At 53.6% G+C, this 26,868-nt stretch carries 32 protein-coding genes; 14 read left to right on the top strand and 18 right to left on the bottom strand.

The window, feature by feature from the left end:
• Positions 1–2 precede the first annotated feature (2 nt).
• From IP582_RS13470 to IP582_RS13460, 3 genes are read left to right on the top strand one after another with little or no spacing between them, the layout of a single operon-like run.
• Positions 3–1,097 carry a sensor histidine kinase gene (locus tag IP582_RS13470; protein ID WP_193793471.1) on the top strand — a complete coding sequence of 365 codons (1,095 nt, stop codon included), beginning with the start codon at positions 3–5 and terminating at the stop codon, positions 1,095–1,097.
• On the top strand, positions 1,094–2,185 hold the full coding sequence (locus tag IP582_RS13465) for an HDOD domain-containing protein (protein ID WP_228007892.1): 1,092 nt from the start codon (positions 1,094–1,096) through the stop codon (positions 2,183–2,185). The genes IP582_RS13470 and IP582_RS13465 overlap by 4 nt, the downstream gene beginning before the upstream one ends.
• Complete coding sequence (locus IP582_RS13460) at positions 2,178–3,305, top strand: HD domain-containing phosphohydrolase (protein WP_193793470.1); 1,128 nt, start codon at positions 2,178–2,180, stop codon at positions 3,303–3,305. Before IP582_RS13465 ends, IP582_RS13460 begins: the two co-directional genes overlap by 8 nt.
• Positions 3,306–3,551: 246 nt before the next feature.
• On the opposite strand, the gene cspA is transcribed toward IP582_RS13460, so the two are convergent.
• Entirely contained in the window at positions 3,552–3,764 is a 213-nt protein-coding gene (cspA, locus tag IP582_RS13455; RefSeq protein WP_016495754.1) for an RNA chaperone/antiterminator CspA, read from the bottom strand.
• A gap of 570 nt (positions 3,765–4,334) precedes the next feature.
• Positions 4,335–4,868: a carboxymuconolactone decarboxylase family protein gene (locus tag IP582_RS13450; RefSeq protein WP_039078903.1), complete on the bottom strand. Its 534-nt coding sequence runs from the start codon at positions 4,866–4,868 to the stop codon at positions 4,335–4,337.
• 120 nt (positions 4,869–4,988) lie between these two features.
• On the opposite strand from IP582_RS13450, the gene IP582_RS13445 reads away from it, so the two are divergent.
• Positions 4,989–5,939, top strand: coding sequence for an AraC family transcriptional regulator (locus tag IP582_RS13445; RefSeq protein WP_193793469.1), 951 nt, complete (start codon positions 4,989–4,991; stop codon positions 5,937–5,939).
• Here the strand turns inward: IP582_RS13445 and IP582_RS13440 are convergent.
• Genes IP582_RS13440 through IP582_RS13425 form a run of 4 tightly spaced genes read right to left on the bottom strand, consistent with a single transcriptional unit; the run spans position 5,936 to position 9,732 of the window.
• A complete protein-coding gene (locus IP582_RS13440; protein ID WP_193793468.1) occupies positions 5,936–6,877 on the bottom strand; it encodes a GlxA family transcriptional regulator in 942 nt (313 codons plus the stop codon). The genes IP582_RS13445 and IP582_RS13440 overlap by 4 nt on opposite strands.
• A 10-nt stretch (positions 6,878–6,887) precedes the next feature.
• The gene (locus tag IP582_RS13435; protein WP_193796272.1) at positions 6,888–8,087 is read right to left on the bottom strand and encodes an MFS transporter; all 1,200 of its coding nucleotides are present in this window, start codon (positions 8,085–8,087) and stop codon (positions 6,888–6,890) included.
• A 41-nt stretch (positions 8,088–8,128) separates the two neighbouring features.
• On the bottom strand, positions 8,129–8,890 hold the full coding sequence (locus tag IP582_RS13430; RefSeq protein WP_039078906.1) for an SDR family oxidoreductase: 762 nt from the start codon (positions 8,888–8,890) through the stop codon (positions 8,129–8,131).
• Between the two features lie 26 nt (positions 8,891–8,916).
• A complete protein-coding gene (locus IP582_RS13425) occupies positions 8,917–9,732 on the bottom strand; it encodes an SDR family oxidoreductase (protein ID WP_193793467.1) in 816 nt (271 codons plus the stop codon).
• A 279-nt stretch (positions 9,733–10,011) separates the two neighbouring features.
• Between IP582_RS13425 and IP582_RS13420 the strand changes: the two genes are divergently transcribed.
• Positions 10,012–10,560, top strand: coding sequence for a thioredoxin fold domain-containing protein (locus IP582_RS13420; RefSeq protein ID WP_193793466.1), 549 nt, complete (start codon positions 10,012–10,014; stop codon positions 10,558–10,560).
• Positions 10,561–10,627: 67 nt separating this feature from the next.
• Here the strand turns inward: IP582_RS13420 and IP582_RS25470 are convergent, their stop codons facing one another.
• Together IP582_RS25470 and IP582_RS13415 are read right to left on the bottom strand one after the other, a co-directional pair.
• Positions 10,628–10,750, bottom strand: coding sequence for a hypothetical protein (locus IP582_RS25470; RefSeq protein ID WP_255520059.1), 123 nt, complete (start codon positions 10,748–10,750; stop codon positions 10,628–10,630).
• Positions 10,751–10,777: 27 nt separating this feature from the next.
• The gene (locus IP582_RS13415; RefSeq protein ID WP_039078909.1) at positions 10,778–11,509 is read right to left on the bottom strand and encodes an SDR family NAD(P)-dependent oxidoreductase; all 732 of its coding nucleotides are present in this window, start codon (positions 11,507–11,509) and stop codon (positions 10,778–10,780) included.
• 99 nt (positions 11,510–11,608) lie between these two features.
• On the opposite strand from IP582_RS13415, the gene IP582_RS13410 reads away from it, so the two are divergent.
• From IP582_RS13410 to IP582_RS13400, 3 genes are all read left to right on the top strand, one after another.
• Positions 11,609–11,995 carry a helix-turn-helix domain-containing protein gene (locus tag IP582_RS13410; RefSeq protein WP_079498229.1) on the top strand — a complete coding sequence of 129 codons (387 nt, stop codon included), beginning with the start codon at positions 11,609–11,611 and terminating at the stop codon, positions 11,993–11,995.
• Positions 11,996–12,355: 360 nt separating this feature from the next.
• The gene (locus IP582_RS13405) at positions 12,356–12,517 is read left to right on the top strand and encodes a hypothetical protein (RefSeq protein WP_158276519.1); all 162 of its coding nucleotides are present in this window, start codon (positions 12,356–12,358) and stop codon (positions 12,515–12,517) included.
• 584 nt (positions 12,518–13,101) lie between these two features.
• Complete coding sequence (locus tag IP582_RS13400) at positions 13,102–13,299, top strand: hypothetical protein (RefSeq protein WP_039078911.1); 198 nt, start codon at positions 13,102–13,104, stop codon at positions 13,297–13,299.
• A gap of 289 nt (positions 13,300–13,588) precedes the next feature.
• Here the strand turns inward: IP582_RS13400 and mgtS are convergent, their stop codons facing one another.
• Positions 13,589–13,684, bottom strand: a complete 96-nt coding sequence (gene mgtS, locus IP582_RS13395) for a protein MgtS (protein ID WP_039078912.1) — start codon at positions 13,682–13,684, stop codon at positions 13,589–13,591.
• 109 nt (positions 13,685–13,793) lie between these two features.
• Positions 13,794–14,798 (bottom strand): transcriptional regulator FtrA, encoded by a 1,005-nt coding sequence (ftrA, locus tag IP582_RS13390; protein ID WP_193793465.1) that lies wholly within the window; start codon positions 14,796–14,798, stop codon positions 13,794–13,796.
• Between the two features lie 67 nt (positions 14,799–14,865).
• On the opposite strand from ftrA, the gene IP582_RS13385 reads away from it, so the two are divergent.
• The 3 genes from IP582_RS13385 (at position 14,866) to IP582_RS13375 (ending at position 17,907) form a co-directional block, all read left to right on the top strand.
• Complete coding sequence (locus tag IP582_RS13385; RefSeq protein WP_039078914.1) at positions 14,866–15,261, top strand: rhodanese-like domain-containing protein; 396 nt, start codon at positions 14,866–14,868, stop codon at positions 15,259–15,261.
• 153 nt (positions 15,262–15,414) lie between these two features.
• On the top strand, positions 15,415–16,521 hold the full coding sequence (locus IP582_RS13380) for a cobalamin-independent methionine synthase II family protein (RefSeq protein WP_107222775.1): 1,107 nt from the start codon (positions 15,415–15,417) through the stop codon (positions 16,519–16,521).
• A gap of 156 nt (positions 16,522–16,677) precedes the next feature.
• Positions 16,678–17,907 (top strand): MFS transporter, encoded by a 1,230-nt coding sequence (locus IP582_RS13375; protein WP_193796271.1) that lies wholly within the window; start codon positions 16,678–16,680, stop codon positions 17,905–17,907.
• Between the two features lie 14 nt (positions 17,908–17,921).
• On the opposite strand, the gene ydeE is transcribed toward IP582_RS13375, so the two are convergent.
• Entirely contained in the window at positions 17,922–19,109 is a 1,188-nt protein-coding gene (gene ydeE / locus IP582_RS13370) for an efflux MFS transporter YdeE (protein WP_193793464.1), read from the bottom strand.
• A gap of 194 nt (positions 19,110–19,303) precedes the next feature.
• Here ydeE and eamA point away from each other — a divergent pair, with 194 nt between their 5' ends.
• Positions 19,304–20,197, top strand: a complete 894-nt coding sequence (gene eamA / locus IP582_RS13365; protein WP_193793463.1) for an O-acetylserine/cysteine exporter — start codon at positions 19,304–19,306, stop codon at positions 20,195–20,197.
• 37 nt (positions 20,198–20,234) lie between these two features.
• Here eamA and marB read toward each other — a convergent pair whose 3' ends face one another.
• From marB to marR, 3 genes are read right to left on the bottom strand one after another with little or no spacing between them, the layout of a single operon-like run.
• Positions 20,235–20,450, bottom strand: a complete 216-nt coding sequence (marB, locus tag IP582_RS13360) for a multiple antibiotic resistance protein MarB (protein WP_039078919.1) — start codon at positions 20,448–20,450, stop codon at positions 20,235–20,237.
• A 31-nt stretch (positions 20,451–20,481) separates the two neighbouring features.
• Positions 20,482–20,865, bottom strand: a complete 384-nt coding sequence (gene marA, locus IP582_RS13355) for an MDR efflux pump AcrAB transcriptional activator MarA (protein WP_139153698.1) — start codon at positions 20,863–20,865, stop codon at positions 20,482–20,484.
• Positions 20,866–20,883: 18 nt separating this feature from the next.
• Positions 20,884–21,318, bottom strand: coding sequence for a multiple antibiotic resistance transcriptional regulator MarR (gene marR / locus IP582_RS13350; RefSeq protein ID WP_039078921.1), 435 nt, complete (start codon positions 21,316–21,318; stop codon positions 20,884–20,886).
• 239 nt (positions 21,319–21,557) lie between these two features.
• Between marR and IP582_RS13345 the strand changes: the two genes are divergently transcribed.
• Complete coding sequence (locus IP582_RS13345; protein ID WP_193793462.1) at positions 21,558–22,232, top strand: MarC family NAAT transporter; 675 nt, start codon at positions 21,558–21,560, stop codon at positions 22,230–22,232.
• A gap of 93 nt (positions 22,233–22,325) precedes the next feature.
• Here IP582_RS13345 and IP582_RS13340 read toward each other — a convergent pair whose 3' ends face one another.
• Positions 22,326–23,528 (bottom strand): sugar transporter, encoded by a 1,203-nt coding sequence (locus IP582_RS13340; RefSeq protein WP_039078923.1) that lies wholly within the window; start codon positions 23,526–23,528, stop codon positions 22,326–22,328.
• 182 nt (positions 23,529–23,710) lie between these two features.
• Between IP582_RS13340 and IP582_RS13335 the strand changes: the two genes are divergently transcribed.
• Complete coding sequence (locus tag IP582_RS13335) at positions 23,711–24,505, top strand: PhzF family phenazine biosynthesis protein (protein WP_193793461.1); 795 nt, start codon at positions 23,711–23,713, stop codon at positions 24,503–24,505.
• A gap of 52 nt (positions 24,506–24,557) precedes the next feature.
• On the opposite strand, the gene IP582_RS13330 is transcribed toward IP582_RS13335, so the two are convergent.
• Genes IP582_RS13330 through IP582_RS13320 form a run of 3 tightly spaced genes read right to left on the bottom strand, consistent with a single transcriptional unit; the run spans position 24,558 to position 26,868 of the window.
• On the bottom strand, positions 24,558–25,235 hold the full coding sequence (locus IP582_RS13330) for an SDR family NAD(P)-dependent oxidoreductase (RefSeq protein ID WP_039078925.1): 678 nt from the start codon (positions 25,233–25,235) through the stop codon (positions 24,558–24,560).
• Positions 25,236–25,237: 2 nt separating this feature from the next.
• The gene (locus IP582_RS13325; protein WP_193793460.1) at positions 25,238–25,708 is read right to left on the bottom strand and encodes a YhcH/YjgK/YiaL family protein; all 471 of its coding nucleotides are present in this window, start codon (positions 25,706–25,708) and stop codon (positions 25,238–25,240) included.
• Positions 25,705–26,868, bottom strand: coding sequence for an exo-alpha-sialidase (locus IP582_RS13320; RefSeq protein ID WP_193793459.1), 1,164 nt, complete (start codon positions 26,866–26,868; stop codon positions 25,705–25,707). Before IP582_RS13320 ends, IP582_RS13325 begins: the two co-directional genes overlap by 4 nt.

Here is a 26,868-nt window from a genome sequence, read left to right as displayed (position 1 = left end):
TTATGTCTTCTTTTACCCACGAACCCCATGCGGGCCTGTCACTTGCCGATTATGAGCGCAAACTTCTCGCTCGCGATAAAACAATCGATGTCCTGAAACGCCGTATTGCGCAAGAGGCCAGGCATAGCCATACAACGCCTTTTGCGATTCTGGAACAGAATATTGGCCTGGAGAAAGTCGTTGCTCGTAAGACGATGGAACTTGAGAACGAGCGGCGCGAGCTTGAAAAAGCATTATCTGAATTACGGTTAGCGCAGGCCCAACTGTTGCAAGCGCAGAAAATGGAATCAATTGGCCAGCTTGCCGCGGGTATTGCGCATGAAATTAATACCCCGACCCAGTATGTTTCTGACAACGTTGGTTTTGTGAAAACCGCCCATGCAACGCTGACAAAGGTACTTGATGCTGCGCTTGCGGTGGTCGACGTTGCGCGCGAGAAACTGGACAATGAGCCGACGATAGAGGCATTCGACACGGTTTTAAAACGTGCACGGATTGATTTTTTGCGCAGCCAAATTCCCTCAGCGTTAGATGAGTCCCTGGAAGGCCTTGAGCACATTGCGAAAATTGTCGCTGCCATGAAGGAGTTTTCTCACCCATCGCAAAACGAGAAAGAATCGGTCGATATCCGTGAAGTCATCCGTACAACCGTAACAGTCGCGCGCAATGAGTGGAAATATGTCGCTGATCTGGAAACCCATTTTGGCGACGATTTGCCCTTGCTGCCATGTCTGCGCGATATGGTCGGTCAGGCCATACTTAATTTAGTGGTCAACGCCGCCCATGCGATTGCTGATACCCTCCAGAAAGGCGTTAAGGAAAAAGGCCGTATTGTCATCTCCGCTGAGCAAAACGGCGACTTTATGGAAATACGGGTGCAGGACGATGGTAGCGGCATACCCGCTGGTATCCTGGATCGTATTTTCGATCCCTTCTTCACGACCAAAGCCGTCGGTAAGGGAACGGGGCAGGGGCTTGCCATTGTCTACTCGACGGTCATCGACAAACACATGGGACATATCCGCTGCGAGTCTGAGGAAGGGGTGGGGTCAACGTTCATATTGCAATTTCCGCTTCATAGTCGCAAAGAGGGATGAACGGCATGCAGGTGATGTTTGTTGACGATGAAAACCGCATACTCTCGGGCATTGAGAGAGCGGTCATGATGTATAACCCCGATTGGGAATGCCGCTTTGCAAGTAGTGGTCCTGATGCGCTGGCGATGCTTGAACAGACCCCGGCAGATGTTGTGGTATCGGACATGCGCATGCCTTTTATGGATGGGGCTGAGTTGCTCACCCAGGTTCGCGCCCGCTGGCCGGGTACGGTACGGATAATCCTTTCTGGCTATTCAGAGCCCACATCAACCCAGCGAATGCTCCAGGTCGCGCACCGGTTTGTGTCTAAGCCGTGTGACAGTACGGCCCTGATCGAGATGATCGAAAGTACGCTCGCGCTACGCCAGACCATTGACGATCCGGGGCTCATTGATTTAACGGGACATATTAGCCACCTGCCTGCCACACCTGAGATATTCGCCGAACTGAGACAATGCCTTTCCGGGTCTGCCTGTGATATCCCGCGCATGACTGATCTCATCAGGCGCGATCCCGCGCTGACGGTCAGATTTTTGCAGATTGCGAATTCGGCCTGGTTCACACGAGGGGCGCGGATCCACGATATCGACAGTGCCATCACCCACCTGGGGCTGGAGCAGATAACGTCATTGATCCAGACATCTGAGTTTTTTACCGAAGCGAACAGTGATCCTGGTGTCAGTGAGTTACAACGTAAGGCCTTTCTCGCCTCGCAACTCGCCGCCCGCATGTGTGGCCGCGAGGGGCTGGAGTCGACCGCCGCATTGCTCGCCAATATTGCTCTGCTGCTTCCCGATATCAACATGGCGCATGAAGGCTATTCCCCCACGAGCCGCGCCGCTCTGGGCGCCTGGATGCTGGCGTTGTGGGGATTGCCCGGCGATCTTGTCGAGATCGTTGCCCGGCAAGCTCAGCCTTCACGCCTTACGAATAATAGCTTCGGTGCGATAGGTACCGTACATGTTGCGGTCGCGCTGGCGAACAATAACGTACCCGATAACGATTATCTCGAACAAACAGGCATGCTGAACCAGCTCCCTCTGTGGCAGCAAATGCTTGCTCATATAAAGGAGACCCATCATGACTGATACTGCCCTCGCTCGGGTACTGTGCGTGGATGATGAACCCAATGTGCTCGCCGCCATTGAACGCAATCTTTTTGGGGAATTTGATGTAGTAGTCGCAAAGAGCGGCGAGGCCGGGCTCGACGCCGTTCGCTGGGGCGAAAAATTTGCCGTCATCGTGTCCGATATGCGTATGCCTGGCATGGACGGGGCGACTTTCCTGGCGAAAGCGCGGGAAATCTCTCCCGACAGTGTTCGCATCCTGCTGACCGGTCAGGCCGATGTGCAGTCCTCTATTGCGGCTATCAATAAAGGCGCCATTTTTCGTTATCTGTGTAAGCCTTGTCCAAAAGACGAACTGATTGCCACGCTAAATGAGGCGGTGCGCCAGTATCGCCTTATTTGTGCCGAAAAAGAGTTGCTTGCCACCACGCTTACCGCTTCGGTGAAAACGTTGACCGAAGTGCTCGCGATGGTCGCGCCATGGGCTTTTCAGCGCTCCGCGTTCGCGCAGTCATGTGTGAATCATGCGTTGCCAAAACTGGAGTGGCCCGATGAATGGATTTACACCATCGCGGCGTCACTAAGCCAGATAGGCTGTGTCGGTATTCCTGCGGATATCGTCCAGGCCGATGCGGCTCAGCGTAAACTGACGGATGAAGAGAAAAAACTGCTGCTTGGTCATCCGGAGGTTGCCGGGCGGTTGGTTGAGAACATTCCTCGCCTCGAACTGGTCGCGGAAATTATACGTCACCAGGCGAAAGAGCCGGCGCCGAATGTCCCCCTGGAGGTTCTGCGAGGCGCGCATTTGCTGCGTGCAGCGCTCGAACTGGAAAAACATGCTGTCCGTGGCTGGAGCCTGGAGCGGCCATGGGAAATTCTGCGTGCGGCCACGCCACCACTGCCCGACTACATCATTAAGGCATTGTCAGATTTCCGCGCAAACGTGAGTGGCGTTCGTTCGGCCCATATTCGTGAACTGTTGCCCGGATGGGTGGTTGAGGAAGATATCCTGACATCGAATGGACTGATGGTCTTGACTAAAGGGCATGAACTCACTGACACCGCTATTAATGCGCTTCAGCGGTTGTTGTCCGTGAATGCCATCAAAGAGCCTATTAGGGTACGGGGAACGTCCATCTGAGAAAATACAGATAACCCTCTGTCGATAAAAGGGCTGCAAGGGCAGAGGGTGAATTACCCTGGGGTAAGTCAGGCGCTGGCTGTTTAATAACCGGTCCGCTAACCGTAAATAATAAAAGCGAGCCGCTGGCTGAATATAAGGCAATAAAAAACCCGCACTCGGCGGGTTTATTTTTACCAGTAGATTTTATCTGCTCAGACTATTGTCTTCATCGCTGTTGTAAACATCACTGATAATGAGCGCGACTTACAGCGCGGTAACGTTACCGGCCGCAGGGCCTTTAGCGCCACTTTCGATAGTGAAGGATACTTTCTGGCCTTCATCAAGCGTTTTGTAGCTGTCGCTCTGGATTGCAGAGAAATGTACGAATACATCTTTGCTGCCATCGTCAGGAGTGATAAAGCCAAAACCTTTATCGGAGTTAAACCATTTTACTAAACCAGTCATTTTATTAGACATAGATAATTCCTTAATTTTATGGGCCACGCAGAGTGGCAATAATGGCCTGTAATGTTAGAGTGACTTATTTGGCACTTAGGAGGAGGCTCTCGAAGAAGGATATCTATGGATAACACTTGAACTGAGGACTGCTTTACTAAAACTGCTTTCATAAGGTCTGTATTCCAAACCGATGGCGCTATTAAGACATAGGGAAATTAATTAAGCAACGTTTATATTTTTTATTTTAACCGCTTACACACCCGGACGGCTATCTGGCGCATCAGTACCAGATAACCTGCCGTCGCGTTTTTTGAAGACCTGTCATCCCCTCCATGGGCTGTTATCACGCGGCGCTGTTATATCCTGGTTCCGCCAGCAGCGTTTTACCGCCTTTCAGGGTAAACAGAGACATAACGGTAAGGAGGCAGCGATGAAGATGAAAAAGACGATTTACTCAGGCAATTAAAAACGCTGGTGGAAAAATTGTAGCGCGTCAGGCCGTGCCTGCCCGTGAGAAAGGCGGGGCGGGTAATGATGTGCAAAGGAACCCGTCACCGCCATGATAGAAACCTTAATGTCCGAGTGTGTTTAGTTTACGGGTGGAAAATCCACCACGGTATTGTTGACGCGGTTGACCATGTTGGTAAACAGGATTGCGCTGATCGCACTGATGATTTCTATAACCTGGCGGTCGTTAAAGCCTGCCGCCAGGAAGCGGGTTACCGTCTCTTCTGCCAGCGTTCCACGGGTTGATACCACGGTTGCGACGAATTTCACCAGCGCATCAATACGGGCATCATCCGGATATTCGCCCCGGCGCAGTGCCTGTGTTTGCGCGAGGCTGTAACCGGCCATTTTGCCCGTTAAGGTATGCGCGGCAAGGCAGTAATCGCAGCCGGAGAGTTCACTCACGACCAGGTTAATGGCTTCCAGCTCCTGTTTACTCAGCGTACTTTTTGCCAGCGTGGCATTGTGTTGCAGCGCCTGGCCCAGGATCTCGGGCGCGATACCTATCGTCTGATACGCGTTTGGCACTTTACCCATTGCGCGTTTGATCATTGTGAAAAGATCGGCAGTTTTGCCTGTGGCATTTTCGACCTGAATTGCGGTTAAACGGCTCATAGTGTTCTCCTGTCAGTTAATGTGCGCCACCGTATTGGCGATGGACACATCATAGGGCGCTGGCCATGTTATTATTGCCCCAAATCCGCTATTTTTTGTCTTATCGTCTCAGGAGTGCGCGTGGATAACCTCAGTTCATTACTGGCTGTGCTGGCACCGCAATGCGTGGTGAATCTTCATTGTCGGTTTAACGGGCGATGGGCTGCTGACCATCAGCAACTGCCAGCCGGCATTGTGCCATGGCATGTCATTATGCGGGGGGAGGCGCGCCTGCGCATTGCAGGTAAAACCCTTAACGTGCGTGCCGGAGATATTCTGCTGCTTCCTCAGGGTTCGCCCCATATTCTTGAAAGCCTGGTGGACTGGGGACAAGTGGTACCCGCGCAGGGGCATCATAATGGCATTTTGACGCAGGTACGAACGGAAGGTTCGGGACCGTCCGTCGAGGTATTGTGCGGGGAGTTTTATTTTGGGGCCGATTGCACCTGGCTGTTCGCCGAAGAGAGCGAGCTCATCCATCTTCAGCCTGTGGAGCGCAAAAGCTTTCCGGAGCTGGAAATGTTGCTGACGATGTTAGTCCGTGAAAGCCAGAACAGTTTGCCAGGCAGTATGGCGATGGTTAAAGGGCTGGCAAATACGCTGCTGGCGATGATGCTGCGGATTTTACTTTCGCTGCGAGAACCGCCTCCGGGTATGCTGCGGCTGATGAGTGATAAGCGTCTGACGCCTGCGTTATTAGCGGTGTTCGCGGATCCGGCGTACCCGTGGACCCTTGAGTTAATGGCTGAGCGCTGTTTTTTATCGCGCGCAACATTTGCCCGGTATTTTGCGCACAGTTATCACCAGACGCCACAATCGTGGCTGACACATTTGCGTATGGCGCTGGCCTCGCGGTTACTGATTGATGAAAGAGCTCTGGCGGTGGAAATCATTGCCGAAAGGTGTGGTTTTTTGTCGCTGTCATCATTTACCAAAGCCTTTAAAAAACGCTATGGCATCACCCCGACCGTCTACCGAAAAGCGAGCCTGCAAAAACCGGAGATGCGGGCAGACTCGCACCTTACTGCTTAATGCGACCTGCCCGTACGGAGTGACTGCGGCGGAATACCATAGCCGCGAATAAAAACCTCCCGCATATGACGCCTGTCGCGAAAACCGGCTTCACGGGCAATGGTATCCAGGGAGAGGCGGCTTTGTTCAATCATCAATCTTGCCGCTTCCAGCCGTAATCCTTCGATAGCTTTCGCCGGAGATTTCCCCGTTTCCTGACGAAACAGGCGGCTGAGCTGGCGGGCGCTGACATGCACGGCATCGGCCAGCAGTTCCACCGTCAGCGTTTTATGCAGGTTGTTGCGGGCATATTCGAGCGCGCTTTGCAGGCGATCTGAGCGAGGCGCCAGCGCCAGCATTTCGGAATGCTGCGTCTGGCCGCCTGAACGGCGCTGATTCATGACCAGGCGATGCGCCACAATACGGGCAATCTCTGCGCCCAGATCTTTTTCCACCATACCGAGCGCCATATCCAGCCCAGCGGTCATTCCTGCCGAAGTCCAGATGGTGTCATCGATAATAAAGATACGGTCATCTTCAAGCTGAACGCCGGGATGCAGTGTGGTGAAACTGCGGGAGTGCGCCCAGTGCGTGGTGGCCCGTTTTTGCGCCAGAAGCCCGGCCTGTGCCAGCACAAAGGCGCCGGTGCAGATGCCCGCGATACGGCGTGCTTTTCGGGCAGAGGTTTGCAGAAAATGAATCACCGCCGGGCTTGCGGGCTCCTCTACCGGGGAAAGCACCCCCGCCACCAGCCAGGAATCAACCAGGGTTTCGTCGCTCAACTGTTCGGAATCCACGCCAATACCAGAGGAGGAACGCACCTTGCCACCGGATTCGGAATAGACCGTCAACTGGTAAAAAGGCTTCTCAGCCACGAAGTTGGCAAACTCAAATACCGTCAGCGTCGACAATGCCAGCATCTGAAAGTGGTCAGAAATAATCAATCCTATCCGGTGCATCGCAACCTCTTTATGGCAATTCAACATTTACCCATTGCGCAGAACGGGCGCGTAGCCGCTCCGATATACCCAGGCTGGCCAATGCCAGCAACAAAAACAGCATCGAGCTTATCATCACACCGTAAAAACCGCTCAGAGGATAAAGCCAGGACGCGACCGCTGAGCCAAAACCAATACCGCAGAACATAAAGGCGCTGGTTAAAGCCAGCGAAATCCCCCGCGTTTCTGCTGAGGAGATTTCCACGATGCGCCGCTGCTGCGTTGGCCATAGCAGGTCCGTTGAAAAGGCCCACACCACCAGCAGGATAAACAACCACGCCAGTTGAGCGGGTAGCAGCGTTATCAGCAGCATATCTGCGACCAGCAAGGTCATACCGATGATCAGTAAACGCTCCGCACTGTAAACGCGTGCAGCACGACTGACAAAAAGGTTGCCCAGTATGCCCGCCACGCCAATAACCGTTAACGCGATAGAGACATCGGTGGCCGCACCGTGCCAGCGGTCGCGGATCATCGGCGAGATAAACGCGTACATATCGTATACCCCGGAGGTGATAAAAAAGACCACCAAAAACGCGGACAGCGATTTACCGTCGGTCAGCACCTGGCCGACATGACGCAAACGGATATCGACGCCTTTAACCTCATTCGGCACCAGCAGCCACACACCTGTAGCGGTGATCAGACTTACCAGCGCGACAAGGGTAAACAAGCACCGCGCCCCCCAGGCATTGGCTATCCACGCGGCCAGCGGAATACCCACCATACTTGCCATCGACACGCCCAGCAAAATCATGGCAATGGCGCTGCCACGCTCCCTGGTGGACACTAACTCAGCGCCCAACGCCACCAGCACCGGGCCTATCAGCGACGCACCCAGCCCCATCACAATACGCGAGATGACCAGCAATGCGTAATTCGGCGCAATGGCAAAAATAGCGGCTCCCAGCGCGAACACCAGCATGCCTGCCAGGACCTGGGTTCTGCGCATCATCGTGCCAAATATCACTTGCGCCAGCGGCGCACCCAGGGCAAACGTCAGGCCGAAAATAGAGAGCAAACGGGCGCTTTGCGCATCGCTGAGTCCCCATTCATGGGAAATGGGCGCCAGGCTACCGGCAACGGAAAGGGAACCTGTTGCCTGAATAAAATAAGCAATACTCAGCGCCCAGAGCGCGCGGCGTTGCGGCGTGGAAATGTGGTTTTGCATCATAAACTCCAGCGAAGGGCAGTTGCCTGCCCGACATCCGATCACGCAACCGGGATTGGGTTTTCAACCATTGCCTGATTAAACGCGTTCACCATTGCGTGTTCATTCGCACCGGGGTTGGCGCGGGCAGGGAGCACGCTATCGACAATGGCTTCGGGGTTATCCGTAGCCAGTTTCTCGAAGGTTTGTTCGATAAAGTCTGCTAAGGGCATTGCCCGTGCATCGCCACTTTTGTAGATCAGATCGGTGTCCACCCACGGCGGTGCAATCTCTATCACGCTCACTCCCGCGTCGCGGAGCAAAAAGCGCTGGGAAAGGGTATAGGAGTGGATTGCAGCTTTGGTTGCGGAATAGAGCGCGTTAGTGACCAGTGGCAAAAAGGCCAGTATGGAACTGTTGTTGATCAGTACCGCATCATCTTGCTGTTTCAGATGCTCAACAAACGCGGCGCTCACCCGAACGGTGCCCAGCAGATTGGTATCCAGCAGCGTGGTGGCCATCTCGTCATCCAGTTCCGCGGCGGGATTATCAAACGGCATTATCCCTGCGTTATTTATCACTACGTTTAGCGCCGGATAGCGAGACAGTACTTGCTGTGCCGCGTTTTTAATATCAGAAGCACTGGTGACATCGAGGACCACGTAATCCATACCCGGATTGGCGGCAGTCACGCTCTCTAATAGCGCCTTACGACGACCAGAGATGATCACCTGATTGCCAAGCTGGTGAAATTTTTCAGCGATGGCGCGACCAATACCTGAGGTGCCGCCCGTAATAAAAAGAGTGTTTCCGGTGAGTTTCATCATGTCATTCCTGTTGGATAGAAGGGTTAGCGGCCAGCACTATCACGGTAGCGTTCAGCCGGGATATTGCTCGAAAGATGTTGGATCATGGCCTTGCGGCTGTTTTCCATCGCCAGCCACTCTGCTTCGTTGTGCAAAGAAGGGATGGTGACAAGTTCACCGCGCAAAAAGCCTGTCAGCGCGGCATCCACCAGGTCATAAGGGCTCATAACTATCGCTTTATCGAGCTGCTCCAGCGGGAGTCCGCCGTTATCCCAGAACGGCGTTGCCGTTGCGCCTGGTAATACGGCCTGGATCTGTATCCCTTTGTCGGCCAGTTCGTGGTGCAAGGAGTGACTAAAGGCCAGCACAAACGCTTTTGTTCCGCCGTAAACACCGTTTAACAATTCCGGTGCGATGCTGACAATGGAAGAGATGTTGATGATGGCGCCGTTGCCACGCGCGACGAATCCGGGAACAACGGCGTATGTCAGGCGAGTCAGCGCAACCACGTTCAGGTTAATCATCGCCTGCATCTGGTCGACATCGCTGGATAGCAGCGGCGTGTGTGTGCCCGTGCCCGCATTGTTGACCAGCAGAGTGATGCTGGCATCGTCGCGCAGTTTTTTCTCCAGGGCGTTAAGTTGTTCGGCATCGCCAAGATCGGCCACCACCACCTCAACATTCCGGGCCGTATCGGCGGTGATATGGCTTGCCATCTGATTCAGGCGGTTGTGATTGCGGGCAACAATAATCAGGTCGTAACCCATGCGTGCCAGGCGATTGGCGTAAATAGCACCGATGCCAGTTGATGCACCGGTGATCACGGCTGTGCCTTTACTGGGTTGTGTAGCGATGTTCATAGCAGGTTCCTTTCAGTCACCATTGATTCGATGGAAGAATCATAAGGAAGAAAGGGATGTCTTAAATGACGATAATGGTCGTTATTCAGGACATTCTGAATGCACCAGTGCGGTGACAGGTGATGTCGCAGCTTCACTGTGCGGACTTGCGAAGATTGCCTGCTTAAAAGAAGCGGCGCACAGTTAGGCAATAAAATGCTGAAAAAATAATGGATAAGGCGTTTACTGGCACCGCCACAGTAACGTTAATCCGATACCAAATCAGGAAGGAAAAAGGGAATGAAGGGTTTTCTTAAAACAGTAAGTGCAGTTTTTATGATGTCAGCCAGTTCTGTAGCGCTGGCGTCGTCTGTCCCTGCCACTGATACCACGCCGCAGATGGCCTATGAAGATATCTCACACTCTTTACCTGCGCTTGAACCTATTACCTTTCAGGCCAGTCCGGAAAAACACAAGTTGTTAGTCTTTGTAGATAATCAGTGCGTCTATTGCAGCTTCGTCGTCAAAAATATAAAGAAATATACGGATGCAGGTTTGACCATGTCATTTCTGACTGTTGTTCCATCATCAATAAAAGATTCGGTTATCGAAGATATGGCCAGAGTATGGTGTGCGTCAGATCGTCCGAAAAGCCTGCAAAATGCGATGGCGGGATTTTTACCGGCAAATGACAGCACGGAAAAATGTAAAAATCTGATCATTCAACAATCTGCACTTGCAGACCGGCTGGGCGTAAAGGCAACGCCCGCGATGGTTGTGCTCGATAGCTCCGCCCATACTTTCCTGGGCAGTGTATCGCCGGACAGAATTCTCTCTGAATTACACTAATATACTGCACAGGCGGCCAGTCGCTATGTGTTTCATCGCCAGAACGGGCCGCCTGGCGATGTGGATACTAGATGATCGTGACACTGAGCTGTGGAAATTGCACCGCAGCGACATGAACAAGATCGCCAACAAAGACAATTTTTTCCCCTTTGCTTTCCAGAGCATAAAAGGGTTTGATCAAAGGCCGCATAGCGGCCTCTTTACAGCACTGTCTTTATTACACCTGGGTCAGCCCGCCATCGACGCAAATTTCCGCACCGGCGATATAGCGACTGTCATCACTGGCAAGGAACAGCGCGGCGCTGGCAATCTCCTCCGGCGTGCCCATTCTGCCTAACGGAATGGCGCTAATGATCCCCTGACGGAACGCCTCCGATGCGGCGGCCATCATTTCCGTGTCCACCGGACCGGGTGCGACGACATTCACCCGAATACCGCGGGGGGCGAGTTCACGTGTCCAGGTACGTGCAAAAGAGCGCAGTGCGGCTTTGCTGGCGCTGTAGACCCCATAACCTTCCGAGCCAATAACGTCGGCTATCGAACCAATTAACACCACGCTGGCACCGGGTTTCAGCAGGGGCAGGGCCGCCTGCAACGCAAACACCGGAGAGCGGACATTCAGACCAAAAATCTGCTCAAAATGATCGGCGGAAATCTGTTCCAGCGTCGCATGTTCCGACATACCGGCGTTAATCACCAGCACGTCAATATGACCGGATTCGGCCTGCACTTTTTCCATAATTCGGATGAGCTCGCTTTGCTGGCTGACATCGGCGCGCAATGGCAGGGCATTGTTTCCGATGGTGGCAGCGGCGGCCTGCAACTCTTCATCCCGACGAGACGTAAACCAGGTGGCGGCGCCTTCGTGGGCGAAACGTTGGCTAATCGCCAGACCGATGCCTTTGGCTCCGCCCAGTACGACGGACACTTTATTATTGAGTCTGTTCATCATTGCTCTCCTCAGTGAGTGGAAAACAGATGATATAAGTTTTATATTTAGTATCAATTACGCACTTTGTTTATACCAGATATCAATGGATATACCGACATGACAAAAATTGATTGCAACAGCCTGAGAGAAGTAGGAAAAACGCGTCCGGTGCTTGAGCACATCACCAACAAATGGTCGATTCTGATCCTGACCGTACTGTGCACGGAACCCTCGCGCTTCAATGAGATCCGCCGCCGCCTGGATGGCATTACCCACAAGGCGCTTGCTGATGCTCTCAAGCGCCTTGAACGCAACGGTTTGATATACCGAAAAGTGCTGCCCACCATGCCGGTTGGGGTGGAATACAGCATTACCCCTTTAGGACATTCGCTGCGTGAACCTTTCGAGGCGCTTTACCACTGGGCGCTGGAACATGGTCCGACTCTGGAGGCTGCGCAAAAAGAGTATGACAAACAGCGACATGAAGAAGAGTCCGTCGTCTGACAGAACGTTTTGCTGCTAAAAGAGATATCCCGTGTGTTATTTTAATCGGGATACTGAGCGTCAGAGCGTATTTCTGAAACAGGCTGGTAAAATATCCGCGTGTTTGCGCAAAAACGTTATTTATTTTAAATGCAACTTTCATATGAAGGGTGGCTGAATATCTTTTGTACGTTTGCTTGTATATCAGATACACAAATCCAGACGTATCGTGTTAACATTTGTGCCACCACAATCTGTATCCCGTTAGTTTTTTTCATAAAACAAAATAAATAGATGATCTTTATCATTACGCTCAAGGTTTACCCTGACTACAATAAAATAAAGCAAGAATGAATTGCGCTGTAGAGGTAGGGGATGAATATGAAATGGATCCGTTATAAAAAAAGATTGCATCGGCTAACTACCATTATCCCCGGCTGCGAATATCGGCTGGCCATTCCCGAAGAACGGGCGGCAGTGACCGTTGATCGCGTCGCACTGGAAAAGGTCGTCCGCGAACATTATGGGCTAAAGTGGCACTGAATAATAATGCAAAATTAGCTGCATAATAAACGCCCTGGCGAAGGCCGGGGTGTAAATTTTATCCTCTCTTATAACCCTCTCTGTTTATCGTCTTCTTGCCTGCGTATTTTTACTCTTATGCTCCGTTAAAACTGGCATCGACCTGGCCTGTAAAAAAGCGGTCATGATCTTCAATCTGACGATGGCGGTTTTATTGCGCACAGGGGCTGATCTCTTTCGTCCCGTTGGGAGACGGCACTGCCTCAGAAGAAGGCAACGGGTACGTCGCATAACGCGCTTACCACTCACCTTTTAGTCGCAGAATGTCAGGTTTCGTTACATTTTTTTTGGCCTGCGGGTCAGAGATTGTCACGAAGCGCCATCCTGCCGACATGGCATTTTTGCGTACTGATAAATCAGTTGATTAGCCCGAATTAATGTCTCTCGGCTCTTTTATCAGGATACGCAATACCGTTTTGTCTCATCTAAAAACCCTGCATTCAGTAAGATTTTTATCGCTTTTTAGCCTCGATGAATGGCGGCCTGTAAACCCTATGCTAAATTTTTCCTGACCCAACAAAGAGGTCGAACAGAGAGGAAACGGTATGAAATTCAATGACGAGCGTACGGGACTCATTGGATTAGCCATTGGGGCCGCTGTTATTGGGCTGATTTCGGGCGGTAAGGTTATTAATCGGGACAATATCATCGAAGAGATAGAGCGCCAGGGCAGAAACAGGGGCGACGGGGTGGAGGATGCCATTTTTACGCAGGCGGCGAGTCTGGTAATGAAAGGGAAATAAAGGCCCACTATTTTGCGTGGCGTCACATTAAGGCCATGACAAATGTGATTCCGGGGCTTAGTTTGCCATCGTTTAGTCTTTATTTAGGAAACGGTGGGTAGATTAATCGTGATCCGTTAATCCTGTGGCTACAGGGTAGCGTATAGACCAAAACACAAATCTATCCATGCAAGCATTTTACCGTCAGTGTGAACTGGCGGTTTTTTTTGCCTGCATTACGGCAAAAAAGAAGGCCCCTCGCGGCGTATCGGCGCGAGGGGCCTGTTTAGTGGGGGATTATCTCCGTTCATTAGTCGTCCCATTTATGGCTAAAATAAGCAGCAAGAAAACCAGAAAATAAAATTATTCCCAGCACTGCAATAAAGACGTGCATATTTCCTAACATGATTGCTCTCCTTTTATCGAATAATACTAACCTCACTTACCTTTCGTTATTTGCCGCGTTGAATGGAATACTACCTCATTGAATCTAAACAATAGCTTAATTATGTGAACTATTTATTCACCAGCGTAAATTTTTTGCGAAATTGTCCTGGGGTGAGTGCGTAATGTTGCTGAAAATGATGGCGCAGGGCGGCACCATTGCTAAAACCGATTTGTTCGGCAATCACGTCGATATTCATTCGTGACTGGGTTAGCAACTCTTCGGCCCGCCGCAGACGGGCCTGCAAAATCCAGCGGGCGGGTGTAGTGCCAGTCGATTCCGCAAACCGGCGTAAAAACGTGCGCGGGCTCATGCCGACATGACGGGCCAGCGACTCAACGGTATGGCTTACGGCGAGCTGCTGGTGCAAAAAATCAAACAGTTTCCCCAACGACTGACTCTCCCGCGAACGGGCCACCGGTGCCGTCACTTTTTGCGTCTGTGTCCCGTCGCGGTGGGGCTGAACCACCAGACGTTGGGCAACATTATTGGCGATGTCTCGACCGAAATCGGTTCGGACAACATGCAGACACAGATCGATGCCTGCCGCGCTACCCGCTGAGGTCATTACGCGGCCTTCATCATAGTAGAGCGCATCTTCCAGCACCTCGATTGCCGGATAGCGCTGACGCAGCAGATCAGTGTAGCGCCAGTGGGTTGTCGCTTTTCGTTCGTTGAGGAGCCCGGCTGCGGCAAGCACAAAGACCCCGGAGCAAATAGACATTATCCGGCATCCGCGCTGATGGGCCTGGCGAAGTGCCTGGCAAAGCGTCTCCGGCACCGGCATTTGCGCGCCGCGCCAGCCTGGAACAATGATTGTATCGGCCTGTTCGAGCAGTTCCACGCCGCCTTCGGTCACAATGCGGATACCACCAGTCGCACGCAATTCCCCTTCATCCACCGCCGCAACGGCGAAGCGATACCAGTTCTCGCCCAGTTCGGGGCGTGGCAGGCCAAAAATTTCCACGGCAACGCCAAACTCAAAAGTACATAAACCGTCGTAAGCGAGAGCGACGACCAGGTGTTGGTGTTCGTGGGGCAGTGAAATTGTCATGTTTTTGCGGTTATCTGGCATAAAGCTATACAGTCGCTGTGTCCTGTTTTCGTTACATTAGTGTTAACACAAACCTGGAGAAAGCACTATGAGCTATGTATCGGAAGTTCCCGCAGCCTCACCTGAGATTACCGCCAGTCACTTTTTGCGCCGCCTGAGCGTCGAGACAGATTGCGCCGATGTCCACCATGCGTTGAACCACGAGGAGCAAGATTTTGTGCTGTTACATGTGGTGGGCAGCCCGGAGACCTTCGCCAGGCGCCATATTCCCGGCGCGATCCATCTGCCGCATTCGCAAATGACACCGGAACGCATGGCGCAATGGCCCCAGGATACCCTGTTTGTTGTCTATTGCGCAGGCCCCCATTGTAACGGGGCGGACCGTGCGGCGCTCAAACTGGCGCGGTTGGGGCTGGCGGTGAAAATTATGATCGGCGGGATAACCGGCTGGGAAGATGAAGGGTACAGTTTCGCGGCAAGATGAATTTTTTTCATGTGTGATGAGAAAATCTCGTTTGCTATACAGACGCTGCGTATGACATTTTATTTGGACGTTTAGCCATCCAGAAGGCTAAGAATTCAAATAATGAACTATCACGCCGGGAAACTATCTGACCCGGCGTGCAAGGAGATCACCATGCAGCAGCGTCATCAGGCCCCGTTCCGCGCAGACGTAGTAGGTAGCTTCCTGCGTCCGGATGCCATTAAACAGGCTCGTCAACAATTTGCACAGGGCACAATCAGCGCACAGCAACTGCGTACCGTGGAAAACGAGGCTATCCGTCAGGTAGTTCAGCAGCAGTGTGACTGCGGCTTGCATGTGGTGACCGACGGTGAGTTCCGCCGCGCCTGGTGGCATTTCGATTTCTTTGATGGTCTGCAGGGCGTTGAGCGTTACGACGCGGATAAAGGCATCCAGTTCAATGGTGTGCAGACCAAAGCACACGGCGTGCGGGTGACCGGGAAACTCGGTTTTGGCGATCACCCAATGCTGGAAGACTTTGTTTACCTGAAAAGCATCAGCGGTAATGCCCAGCCGAAGATGACCATTCCAAGCCCGAGCGTGCTGCATTTCCGTGGTGGTCGTAAAGATATCGACGCCACCGTCTACCCGGACCTGGCTGATTATTTTGACGATCTTGCGACCACCTGGCGCGACGCGATCCATGCGTTCTACGCCGCAGGTTGTCGATATCTGCAACTGGACGATACCGTCTGGGCCTACCTGTGCTCTGACGATCAGCGCCGTCAGATAGTCGAGCGTGGTGAAGACCCGGATGAGCTGGCGCGAATTTATGCCCGCGTACTGAACAAAGCGCTGGAAGGCAAACCGGCGGACTTAACGATTGGTCTGCACGTCTGTCGCGGCAATTTCCGCTCTACATGGATTTCCGAAGGCGGCTATGAGCCGGTGGCGGAAGTATTGTTTGGCAGCGTGAATGTCGATGCGTTCTACCTTGAGTATGACAATGACCGCTCCGGTGATTTTGCGCCGCTGCGCTTTATTCGCCCTGGCAAACAGCAGGTGGTACTGGGGCTGATAACCACCAAAAATGGGGAGCTGGAGAACCCTGAAGGCATCAAAGCGCGCTTACAGGAAGCGGCGAAATATGTCAGCCTGAACCAGCTTTGCCTGAGCCCGCAGTGTGGTTTTGCCTCAACGGAGGAGGGGAACACGCTGACAGCAGAGCAACAATGGGATAAAGTGCGCCTGGTTACGCAGATAGCGGAAGAGGTGTGGTAATCCGCCAGTCATAACGACAAACAGAATACTTTGGACATGCGGGTCACCCTGCATGTCCTTTCTTTATTTATTCGGCCAGGCCAGAACCAGACATAAGGGAGCCATTAATGGCGACAAAAAGGGATAAATCGGAGCAGATTTGTGGATACTGAGGTGATGGCGTCGCGCGGCCAACGGGCCTTTCACTCTTCTTCTTTTCGCTACCTGTTTTTTGGCCGCCTGCTGACCGTGCTGGGAAACGGCATTGCCCCGATTGCGCTGGCGTTTGCGGTGCTGGATATCGGCGGCTCCGCGACGGACTTAGGGCTGGTTGTGGCGGCACGTTCACTCTTCAACGTTATCTTCTTGCTGCTCGGCGGTGTGCTGGCGGACCGCTATTCGCGAAGCCTGGTGCTGGTCTCCTCTTCGCTGGTGGCGGCAGTGGCCCAGGGGATGGTGGCCTGGCTGGTGCTCGACGGCAGCGCAACCATTATGCTGCTGGCAGTGCTCGGCGCGCTTAACGGCGCGGCGGCGGGCATCGCGTTGCCTGCCTCATCGGCGATGGTGCCGCAGACGGTGCCCCTGCATACCCTGCGGGAAGCGAATGCCCTTATCCAGCTTGGTGTGTATGGCGGTACGGTGATTGGCGCGTCGCTTGGCGGTATGCTCACCAGCACTATCGGTCCAGGATGGGGGCTGGCGATTGATGCGCTTGGCTTTGCGGCCTCGGCTCCGCTCTACTTACTGATTCGTGTTGGGGCAATCGCATCACATGAAACGCAATCAAATATCCTGCAGGATTTGCGCGATGGCTGGAAAGAGTTTATCGCCCGTACCTGGGTCTGGGCGATTGTGGTGCAGTTTACTATTGTCAATGCGGCCTTTAGTGGGATGGCGATGGTACTCGGCCCCATTGTGGCGGATGAAACCTTTGGCCGTACCGGCTGGGGGCTCGGCGTGGCGGCGCAAAGCATTGGCCTGATTGCCGGTTCGCTGATTGCGCTGCGCTGGCGTCCCCGACGCGATCTGTTTATTGGGGTGATACTGATTAACTTTTGCGCGTTGCCGTTACTGGCTTTGGGAATCTATCCCACAACGACCGCATTGATGGCCGGTTTCTTCCTGGCCGGCGTGAGCTTTGGTCTGTTTGGCGTGGTCTGGGCGCAGTCACTGCAAACCCATATCCCGCCTGAAAAACTGGCGCGGGTGTATGCCTATGATGCCCTGGGCTCGTTTGTTGCCATCCCGGTTGGTGAAATTGCCGCCGGTCCGCTGGCGCAGCACTATGGCAGCACGCCTGTCCTGCTGGCCTGCGCGCTGGCGGTGGTGCTGGCTACGGTGGCGGCCTGCTTTGTTCCCGCCATTCGTTTGCTCGACAACTCGCCGCAGATCCGCCCGAACCGCTAAAGCACAGACAGGCGTTAGCTTGTCTGCAACGCAGCCAGTGGTTTTGCCTGCATCCCCCGCAGCATCATCAGCCAGGCCAGCACGATGGTGACCATCATAATGACAAAGAGCGTCCATGCCGGCAGGGTGGTCAGGATAATCCCGGTTAACAGCGGGTTCATTGCCGCGCCCAGCCAGCCCAGCGCCTGGGCTGAGAAGTAGCTCGCTTTCATCCCCGGCGGGGCAATGTTATCGATCAGCATGTACTCGCCGGGGGCATAAATCACTTCGCCAAGGGTAAAGACGGCGGCCGATACGCCCCAGAACCAGAGATTGTCCCCTGAGAACATAAACCCGCCCAGCCCCAGCACAAAACAGACGGTGCCGAAGGCCATTAACGGGCGCAGGTTGTTTGCCGTCAGCTTACTGCCCAGCCCATATTGCAACGTCACTACCACTGCGGCATTCACCGGCAGTACCACGGCAACGACTTTCTCGGCAAAGTCGCCGTCGGCGATCGACAGGACATACTGCGCAATACAAGACGCAAACGATCCGGCGACAAAAGAGGCCAGCAGTCCGGATAACGTAAACCAGCGTAGCGCGCGGTCACGCAATAACACCGATGGCGACCAGGCCACGCAGTTTTCGCTGCTCTGCGCCACGTGCACGCGGCGAACAAATAGCTGAATAAACACTAACGGTATCGCGGAACAGAAGGCCGCGAGCCAGAAAGGCAGATTGATGCTGTACATGACCAGCATCGTGCCGATCGGCGGCCCGACGGTCCAGCCGATATTAATAAACGTATAGTTGAGCGAAAAAATCCGCGCTTTCGCCGCCGCGCCCAGCGTATCGGAAAAATAGGCTTTCAGAACGGTCGAAAATACCGAATAGGCGCAGTTAATGAGCGAGAAAAATAACACCACCAGACCGGCATGGCTGACCAGTGGAATAGCGCTAAAACCAAGCAGAAACACGGCGATGGCCAGCAACATATAGCGCTTTTTATCGAATTTATCCGCCAGGATACCGAAGCCAAGACTAAAGACCACGCCAATGGTCAACGCCGTCGTCATCGCGTAACCCACCTGGTCAACGGACATGGCGTACTGGCGATTGAGATAGATAGTCATGAATGGCAGCGTTGCGCCGCGGCCTATGGTTAACAGCAACGACGACGCCAGTAGCGCGGCGGTAGAGCGCTTTTGTGTTGAGATCATTTTCCTGCCCGACAATGCCTGTTGTTATAGTTTTTTGTGATGTCTAACAGCAATAACATGCATAAAGCGTGATGTACATCGGTTGATTTATCCGTGGATGCCAAAACTGACCTGCCAAAAATAATGATCTGTCTCTGGACTGTTTTTTGCGTTAACGTAAATTTTTACAAAAGTTTAAAAATCAGAGGCGAAGAATGACGCGTAAAGATGGACTGCTGGCGCTGTTGGTTGTGGTGGTTTGGGGCCTGAATTTTGTGGTGATCAAAGTCGGGCTGCACAACATGCCTCCACTTATGCTGGCGGGTTTACGCTTCGTTCTGGTGGCATTTCCGGCACTGCTGTTTATTGCGCGCCCTAAAGTACCACTGCGTTTACTGTTGGGCTACGGTCTGACCATCAGTTTCGGGCAGTTTGCGTTCTTATTTTGCGCCATCAAGTTCGGCATGCCTGCGGGCCTGGCGTCACTGGTTCTGCAGGCGCAGGCGTTTTTCACCATCATCCTTGGCGCGGGCGTGTTCGGTGAACGTCTGCAGGGGAAACAACTGGTCGGCATTGCGCTGGCGGTCTTCGGTGTGCTGGTGCTGATTGAGGGCAGCCTGAGCGGGCAACAGATCCCGATGATCGGTTTTGCCCTTACCCTCGCGGCGGCGTTCAGTTGGGCCTGCGGCAATATCTTCAATAAAAAAATCATGAGCCACAGCTCACGCCCGCCGGTCATGTCGCTGGTGGTCTGGAGCGCCTTGATTCCGATTATTCCTTTTATGGTGGCATCGCTGGTCTTTGAAGGCCCGGCGTTGATGCGACAAAGCCTGGTCAGTATTGACCTGACGACCATTCTGTCACTGATTTATCTGGCGTTTGTGGCGACGATTGTCGGTTATGGCATATGGGGTTCGCTGCTTGGGCGTTATGAAACCTGGCGCGTGGCGCCGCTGTCGCTGCTGGTGCCGGTGGTAGGAATGGCCAGCGCCGCGCTACTGCTGGGTGAGTCGTTGTCCCTGTTGCAACTGGGCGGGGCGGTGCTGATTATGGCGGGGCTTTACATCAATGTGTTTGGTTTTCGCTTACGTCGGGCAGTTCAGGCGTAAGAGATAAAAAAGCCCCGCCGAAGGCGGGGCAAAACGATTAGGTGCGCTCGTTGTAATAAGGCACGCCCAATTCGTCGGATTTATCACTCCCGGCTCCCATGTGGTTAAAGTCGAAAGGCGACTGTTCATGGGAGGTGGGCATTACCATTGTGTCACGTGGGTTCTGTTTCGCAGGGTGTGCGAATTGTTCCGCATAACTCTGGCCGGTCAGTAACACCATCACGGTGAGGGCGGCACAGGCAATACGTTTCATGATTTCCTCGATACGTCTTTAAAACAGGCGATTAGCAATTACAGTGGTTTAACGGAAATAGATAGCGAGACTCTCCGGGTATTTCTGTCACACGATACTTGTGTGGCGGCACGTCAAAGTAGTTTTTGAACGTGCGCGTCAGGGTTTGTTGCGATTCAAACCCATAGCGCTCCGCGAGATACAGGATCGGTTCATTACTGCCTTTCAGCTTCTGTGCGATTTCAGTCAGCTTACGGCTGCGAATGTACTGTCCCAGGGAGTGCCCCGTCTCTTTTTTAAACATCCGTTGCAGGTGCCATTTGGAGTAACCCGAACGCTCTGACACTTTTTCCAGTGAGAGCGGCGATTCCAGGTTATCTTCAATCCAGTCCAAAATGCTATGAATAGTGATGGCGTCAGTATTGCGTCTGGACATCGTCATACCTCTTTTTCGTTACGGCAAGATCTTCTTGAGCAAGTGCTCCAGAGTTGCCACTTCTTCTGCCGTTAAGTTTTTTGTTAATTCCTGATGCAGGTTTTGCCCTACTAATTGATGACATTGCTCACACAACGCGGCGCCGTCGGTGGTTAATTGCACCAGCACGCCGCGTTTGTCATGCGGATTAGGATTTCTTTCGATCCAGCCTTTGCAGACCAGTCGGTCAAGCATGCGCGTAAGCGCACCAAGGTCGACAGAGAGGATCTTTTTTAATTCAACCGGGGTGATACATCCCTGGCAGCGGATAGAACAGAGCACCTTAAACTGCGTGGCGGTGACATCCAGCGGCGCGAGATAGTCGTTAAGTAAGCGATCTTTTTTTTGGTTAACCATATGGATCAAGCGACCAAGTGGAATGATTTCGTTAAACAGATCACTTGTGCTTTTCACAGTGGTTGCCCCGGCAAGTATATTAGTCACGGCAGATATTATTGCTCAGGCAAGTATAAGTCAACTGAATGAATTAGCTTATGCCACGATTTGCTAAAGCCGCGTTATTTTTACTTTTTGCCACATCTATGTCTTTTTTTTTTATTAATTAATAAAGAGATAAGCAAAGCCACTGCCGGGCAGGTCGCGATGAAGATATACTCTCCGGTACGTTTGTTGGCCCTGGAGAGCCTTATTAGATGATGGATTTATTGAAAGTAATTGGCCTTGGACTGGTGGTGATACTGCCTTTGGCAAACCCACTCACCACCGTTGCGCTCTTTTTAGGGCTCGCCGGCAATATGAACAGCGCCCAGCGCAATCACCAGTCGATGATGGCCTCTGTCTATGTCTTTGCCATCATGATGGTGGCGTATTATGCCGGGCAAGTGGTGATGAATACCTTCGGGATTTCAATTCCGGGGTTGCGTATCGCCGGTGGGCTTATCGTGGCCTTTATCGGCTTTCGTATGCTTTTCCCGCCGCAGAAAATGCATGAAGCGCCGGAGATCAAAACCAAATCGGAAGAGCTGGAAGAGGAGCCGACGGCCAATATTGCTTTCGTGCCGTTAGCGATGCCGAGTACTGCCGGGCCGGGGACGATTGCGATGATCATCAGTTCCGCGTCGACCGTGCGCGAAAGCAGCGCCTTCCCTGAATGGGTCTTATGGATTGCGCCACCGCTGATTTTCGCCACCGTGGCGGTGATCCTGTGGGGATGTCTGCGCAGTTCCGGGGCGATAATGCGGCTGGTAGGAAAGGGTGGAATTGAGGCTATTTCTCGTCTGATGGGCTTTTTGCTGGTCTGTATGGGTGTGCAATTTATCATTAATGGCGTACTGGAAATCATTACGACCTACCACGCCGCTGTCTGATGTGACAGCCGTTACGCTGATGGCCGCCAGTGCCAGGCGCGGGGAGATAAATACCGTCAGCGGTAGCGCATGCGACCCGCTGACGGTGAGGCATTACATATGGTGTGGTTGCTGCCTTTCTTCAAGCGATACCGGCCAGCGACGGAAAATCACCACCGACCAGACCAGCGCGGCCAGCGCCGGAATGGCGCCCGCATAGCCAATGGCTGACATCGACCATTGCAGGCTGACTTGGTTACCGACCAGCGCGCCCGCGCCAATCCCGATATTGAAAATGCCCGAAAACAGTGACATGGCGACATCGGTCGCGTCCGGTGCCAGCGCCAGGACTTTCACCTGCATACCGAGGCCGATAATCATAATCGCGATACCCCAGAAGACGCTCAACACGGCAAGGTTCATCTCACTGCCTGCCGCAGGGCGCAGCAGCAGCAGCGAAATGAGCAGCAGGCCAATTGCGCCGCTAATAAGACCGGAGGCATGTTTATTGCCCAGCTTGCCAAACAGCACGCTGCCAAAGATCCCCGCACCGCCGAGGATCAGCAGCAGTAAGGTGGCGAAATTACCGCTAAATCCCGCCACATTCTGCACGAACGGCTCAATATAGCTGTAGGCGGTGTAGTGGGCGGTAACCACCACGACAGTCAGCAAATAAATCGATAACAGCGCCGGGCGACGGAACAGTTCCGGCAGGCTACGCAGCGAACCGGAGTGCTCGCTGGGCAGTTTCGGCAACAGTTTGATCAGACACAGCAGGGTGACCAGCGCACCAAAACCGATGGCGAAGAAGGTGGTACGCCAGCCAAAATATTGCCCGACGACGCGACCAATCGGAATACCCAGCACCATAGCCAGCGCCGTACCGGTAGCAATAAGACTCAGCGCCTGCGCGCGTTTGCCTGCCGGGGCGAGGCGAATGGCCAGGGAGGCGGTGATAGACCAGAAAATAGCATGGGCGAAAGCGATACCGATGCGGCTTATTACCAGCACATGGAAATTCCACGCCAGGAAGGAGAGAACATGGCTCCCAATAAACAACACGAACAGGCCAATCAGCAGCTTACGGCGCTCCACCTGACTGGTCAGTAGCATAAACGGCAGCGACATCAGCGCCACAACCCAGGCGTAGATCGTCAGCATAATACCGACCTGCGGTGTTTCCATGTCAAAGCTTTGCGCGATGTCCGACAGCAGCCCCACGGGCACGAACTCAGTGGTATTAAAAATGAACGCAGCAACGGCAAGCGTCACCACCCGGAGCCACGCGACTTTTCGTGAAACCATTTGTGTTGTCATATATTTTGGGATCGGTAGCAGGAGAAGAAGATGTGCAGATCTTAGATCTAATTCTGCTCAAAATACAAACTTTTTGTGATCAATGTCTCATTTTTCGGTGGGGCACAACGATGCCAGTTGAAACAAAAAGCAATACAAGGGAAAAACGAACTAAAACAAAAAGGAAAACAAGAGGAAAGGCTATGCATACAATCGACTTCTACATGGTGGACGCGTTCAGCGACCGTACGTTTGGCGGCAACGCCGCCGCCGTTTGTCCACTAACAGAATGGTTACCTGATGACGTGCTGTTGAAAATGGCGCAACAACATAATCAGTCGGAAACCGCCTTCTTTGTTCGTAACGACGACGGTTTCGAGCTGCGCTGGTTTACCACGCAGTATGAAATCAACCTTTGTGGTCACGCCACGCTTGCCGCAGCCCATGTGATTTTCGAATATCTGGACTACCCCGAGACGCAGATTAACTTTACTACCCGCTTTGTTGGCCCGCTTACCGTAAGTCGCAAAGGCGACTGGCTGACGCTGGACTTCCCGGCCTGGCAAACAGAAAAGGTGGAAACGCCGCCTGCGCTGCTCTTTGAAACGCTCGGCATCAGCCAGGCCAAAGAGGTGCGTGTGGCACGCGATTACATGGTGGTGCTGGACAATCAACAGCAGGTTGAAGCCGTTACCCCGGATATCGCCGCGATGATCCCCTTAAACAAAATGGTCTGTATTACCGCACCGGGCGACGAGCATGATTTTGTCAGTCGCTTTTTCTGTCCGGGTGAATCGGTACCGGAAGATCCGGTAACTGGTTCGACTCATAGCATGTTGATTCCGTACTGGGCGGATAAGCTCGGTAAGACCGTTTTGCAGGCCCGCCAGCTCTCAGCCCGTGGCGGCGAACTGCGCTGCGAAGCGCGTGGCGAAAGGGTATTGATTGGCGGCCAGGCCACCATTTATCTGATTGGCAAAGTCTATTTGCGTGGTTAAAAATAAGCACCGTTGAGAAAGTTAAAGGGGTGACAGTGTCACCCCTTTTCCGTTACTTAAGCGATGCGCCGCCGCATATCACCAGCTCCTGACCGGTCATGGCCGCCGCGTCCGGTGACAGGACGAATCCCACCAGCGCGGCCACTTCTTCCGGTTTAATCAACCGTCCGATGGGCGGCATATTGGGTGGCGAGCTTTCGCGTCCGGGCGCACTGAGCATCGGCGTTTGCGTCGCACCCGGCGCCACCACGTTGGCCGTGATACCTCGCGGCGCAAGCTCTGCTGCCCAACTGCGCACCATTCCCACCAGCGCCGCTTTGGTGGCAACATACTGCGATCGTCCCGCCGCGCCGCGCGACGTCCGGCTACCGATAACCACGATCCTGCCCCCGGAGGCCATCTGTGGAGCGAAGTGGTTCACCAGCGTTTCCGCTGCCAGTACATGCAATTGCCACAACCGCTGACTGACCTCAGGCGTTATTTCACCAAGCGGTGCGGCGGCCATCATTCCGGCGGCATGAATGAGCGCATGGGGCACGGGCAGGGTATTGAGCACATCACGCAGCGCCGCGCTGTCGCTGAGATCGACACAGACGCTGTTAAAGTGTGTGTTGTCGCGTGTGACCTTTGAACGGCTAAGCCCGGTGACATTCCACCCCTGCTCAAGCAGGCGGCTGACAATGGCCTCGCCAATCCCGGAACTTGCCCCCGTTACAATCGCATGTGGCATGTTTACACCCCCAGCAGTGAGCGCGGCACTTTGAACACCGCTTTGCGAACGGTCATGGGTTCCGCCGCCGCGCACAGTGCCTGATGCGGTTCGCCGGGTAAGAACACGGCAAAATCACCCGCTTGCAGTAGCATACTGACCGGTAGTTCTGCGGTTGTGGTGATAAACAGATCCGGTTTACGTTCCTCATCCGTTGCCAGCGGCGTATTTTGCGTACCGGCGCAGATAATTTCTTCCCCCGTCAGCAGTACCTGAATATCCGCCCACTGGTGGTGATATTCCGTATGGCGGTCTTCACGCCGTTGCGTGTTGGCCGGACCAACGGTACAGAACCATTCTGCGCCCGGTAACTGAAAACGTCCGTCATCGCGCGTCTGCAGTGCAGCGAGCGAACACTGGGGAAGCGCGAGAATATCGTGCAACACCGCAGGTAACCCTGCCTGCGGCAGGGCGTTAAGATTGCCAAAAATCACACAGACTCCTTAACCCATTCCGGTGATACGCGCACGTATTTAATCGCCTGGCGGAAATACGTGTAAGCAATATGCAAACTGCCGTCCGCGCCCTGTTTGATGCTCGGGTAGGAGAACTCACGGTTCAGTTTTTCCTGGGAGTTATTAGTCATGCAATAGCCGTCGCCTTCATCAAGATGACGCTGCCACGGCCAGCTTTTCCCGCCGTCAGGCGATATCGCCACGGTCATCGGCGCGCGCGGCGCACCCCAGAACGCGCTTCGCCCTTCGGTCACTTCCGGCTCTTTACGCCCGTCGCCATCATCAATCTCATCGTATAAGGAGGCGCGACGTTCCAGCGCACCGGCGGCACTCATGTGGTTAAAGACCAGCGCCAGATTACCGTCCGCCAGTGTTGTGACCTGAATAGACGAGTTGTTGTTAGGCAGCGTTGTCGGTTCCGGTACGGACCAGCTTTCACCGCCATCAGTGGACTGGCTGTAATAGATGTTATCCGCCCAGCGGCTGCGAAAGAGCGCGACCAGCGTGCCGTCGTGTAGCGCGGTGATGTTCATATGCACGCAGCCGAGACTTTGCGGCACGTCAACATCACGCCAGGTTTTTCCCTGGTCGGCGGAGATTTTCACCGCGCTGACATCATCATTACCCACCCATTTTTCGCCCGGTTTTGTGCGGCAATAGAAGACCGGCAGCAGCCAGTTGCCGTTTTCCAGTACGGTGATCGGCTGGCGAATAAAGGTGCCAGGCTTATCAAGCAGCGTGGCAATCTCACCCCAACTGACACCCAGATCGGTCGACTGGCGATAGCGGACGATTGCCGTGTCCTGGTTGCCGGAGATCTGCGCGGTCCACATCAGCCACAGTACGTTATCCGGGGCCAGAAAAAGGACCGGATTCTGCTCAGAGCGGGTGGCATCGTCAGACAGCTTCACCGCGTCACTCCAGCGCTCACTGCCCGGTGCGAGGCGAGATCCCCACACGGAAATATCCGCTACCCCTTCCTGGGTGCCACCAAACCAGACACACATCAGTGTGCCATCAGGTAGCGGCAGGATGTTGGCCGCGTGGTTTTGCGGGCAGGGCGAGGGCAGCATTGCACTCAGTACCTGTGCGTCTTCCTGTTGACGAATTACACCATCACGATTAACGGTAACGGACAT

The organism is Citrobacter sp. BDA59-3 (genome assembly GCF_015167655.1).
GTDB classification, from domain to species: domain Bacteria; phylum Pseudomonadota; class Gammaproteobacteria; order Enterobacterales; family Enterobacteriaceae; genus Phytobacter; species Phytobacter diazotrophicus.
The sequence above is the reverse complement of the archived record's forward strand: the minus strand, read 5'-3'. Positions and strand labels throughout refer to the sequence as shown.

Coding starts and splice junctions, on each gene's coding strand:
- IP582_RS13435 (WP_193796272.1), bottom strand. CDS start 8,087: ATGCAAAACCACATTTCCACGCCGCAACGCCGCGCGCTCTGGGCGCTG.
- IP582_RS13420 (WP_193793466.1), top strand. CDS start 10,012: ATGAAGGGTTTTCTTAAAACAGTAAGTGCAGTTTTTATGATGTCAGCC.
- ftrA (WP_193793465.1), bottom strand. CDS start 14,798: ATGCCAGATAACCGCAAAAACATGACAATTTCACTGCCCCACGAACAC.
- mgtS (WP_039078912.1), bottom strand. CDS start 13,684: ATGTTAGGAAATATGCACGTCTTTATTGCAGTGCTGGGAATAATTTTA.
- IP582_RS13440 (WP_193793468.1), bottom strand. CDS start 6,877: ATGCACCGGATAGGATTGATTATTTCTGACCACTTTCAGATGCTGGCA.
- eamA (WP_193793463.1), top strand. CDS start 19,304: ATGACGCGTAAAGATGGACTGCTGGCGCTGTTGGTTGTGGTGGTTTGG.
- IP582_RS13470 (WP_193793471.1), top strand. CDS start 3: ATGTCTTCTTTTACCCACGAACCCCATGCGGGCCTGTCACTTGCCGAT.
- IP582_RS13330 (WP_039078925.1), bottom strand. CDS start 25,235: ATGCCACATGCGATTGTAACGGGGGCAAGTTCCGGGATTGGCGAGGCC.
- IP582_RS25470 (WP_255520059.1), bottom strand. CDS start 10,750: ATGCGGCCTTTGATCAAACCCTTTTATGCTCTGGAAAGCAAAGGGGAA.
- IP582_RS13415 (WP_039078909.1), bottom strand. CDS start 11,509: ATGAACAGACTCAATAATAAAGTGTCCGTCGTACTGGGCGGAGCCAAA.
- IP582_RS13425 (WP_193793467.1), bottom strand. CDS start 9,732: ATGAACATCGCTACACAACCCAGTAAAGGCACAGCCGTGATCACCGGT.
- IP582_RS13410 (WP_079498229.1), top strand. CDS start 11,609: ATGACAAAAATTGATTGCAACAGCCTGAGAGAAGTAGGAAAAACGCGT.
- IP582_RS13465 (WP_228007892.1), top strand. CDS start 1,094: ATGAACGGCATGCAGGTGATGTTTGTTGACGATGAAAACCGCATACTC.
- IP582_RS13345 (WP_193793462.1), top strand. CDS start 21,558: ATGATGGATTTATTGAAAGTAATTGGCCTTGGACTGGTGGTGATACTG.
- cspA (WP_016495754.1), bottom strand. CDS start 3,764: ATGTCTAATAAAATGACTGGTTTAGTAAAATGGTTTAACTCCGATAAA.
- IP582_RS13430 (WP_039078906.1), bottom strand. CDS start 8,890: ATGAAACTCACCGGAAACACTCTTTTTATTACGGGCGGCACCTCAGGT.
- IP582_RS13335 (WP_193793461.1), top strand. CDS start 23,711: ATGCATACAATCGACTTCTACATGGTGGACGCGTTCAGCGACCGTACG.
- IP582_RS13405 (WP_158276519.1), top strand. CDS start 12,356: ATGAAATGGATCCGTTATAAAAAAAGATTGCATCGGCTAACTACCATT.
- IP582_RS13460 (WP_193793470.1), top strand. CDS start 2,178: ATGACTGATACTGCCCTCGCTCGGGTACTGTGCGTGGATGATGAACCC.
- ydeE (WP_193793464.1), bottom strand. CDS start 19,109: ATGATCTCAACACAAAAGCGCTCTACCGCCGCGCTACTGGCGTCGTCG.
- IP582_RS13320 (WP_193793459.1), bottom strand. CDS start 26,868: ATGTCCGTTACCGTTAATCGTGATGGTGTAATTCGTCAACAGGAAGAC.
- marB (WP_039078919.1), bottom strand. CDS start 20,450: ATGAAACGTATTGCCTGTGCCGCCCTCACCGTGATGGTGTTACTGACC.
- IP582_RS13340 (WP_039078923.1), bottom strand. CDS start 23,528: ATGACAACACAAATGGTTTCACGAAAAGTCGCGTGGCTCCGGGTGGTG.
- IP582_RS13385 (WP_039078914.1), top strand. CDS start 14,866: ATGAGCTATGTATCGGAAGTTCCCGCAGCCTCACCTGAGATTACCGCC.
- IP582_RS13400 (WP_039078911.1), top strand. CDS start 13,102: ATGAAATTCAATGACGAGCGTACGGGACTCATTGGATTAGCCATTGGG.
- IP582_RS13450 (WP_039078903.1), bottom strand. CDS start 4,868: ATGAGCCGTTTAACCGCAATTCAGGTCGAAAATGCCACAGGCAAAACT.
- IP582_RS13375 (WP_193796271.1), top strand. CDS start 16,678: ATGGCGTCGCGCGGCCAACGGGCCTTTCACTCTTCTTCTTTTCGCTAC.
- IP582_RS13380 (WP_107222775.1), top strand. CDS start 15,415: ATGCAGCAGCGTCATCAGGCCCCGTTCCGCGCAGACGTAGTAGGTAGC.
- marA (WP_139153698.1), bottom strand. CDS start 20,865: ATGTCCAGACGCAATACTGACGCCATCACTATTCATAGCATTTTGGAC.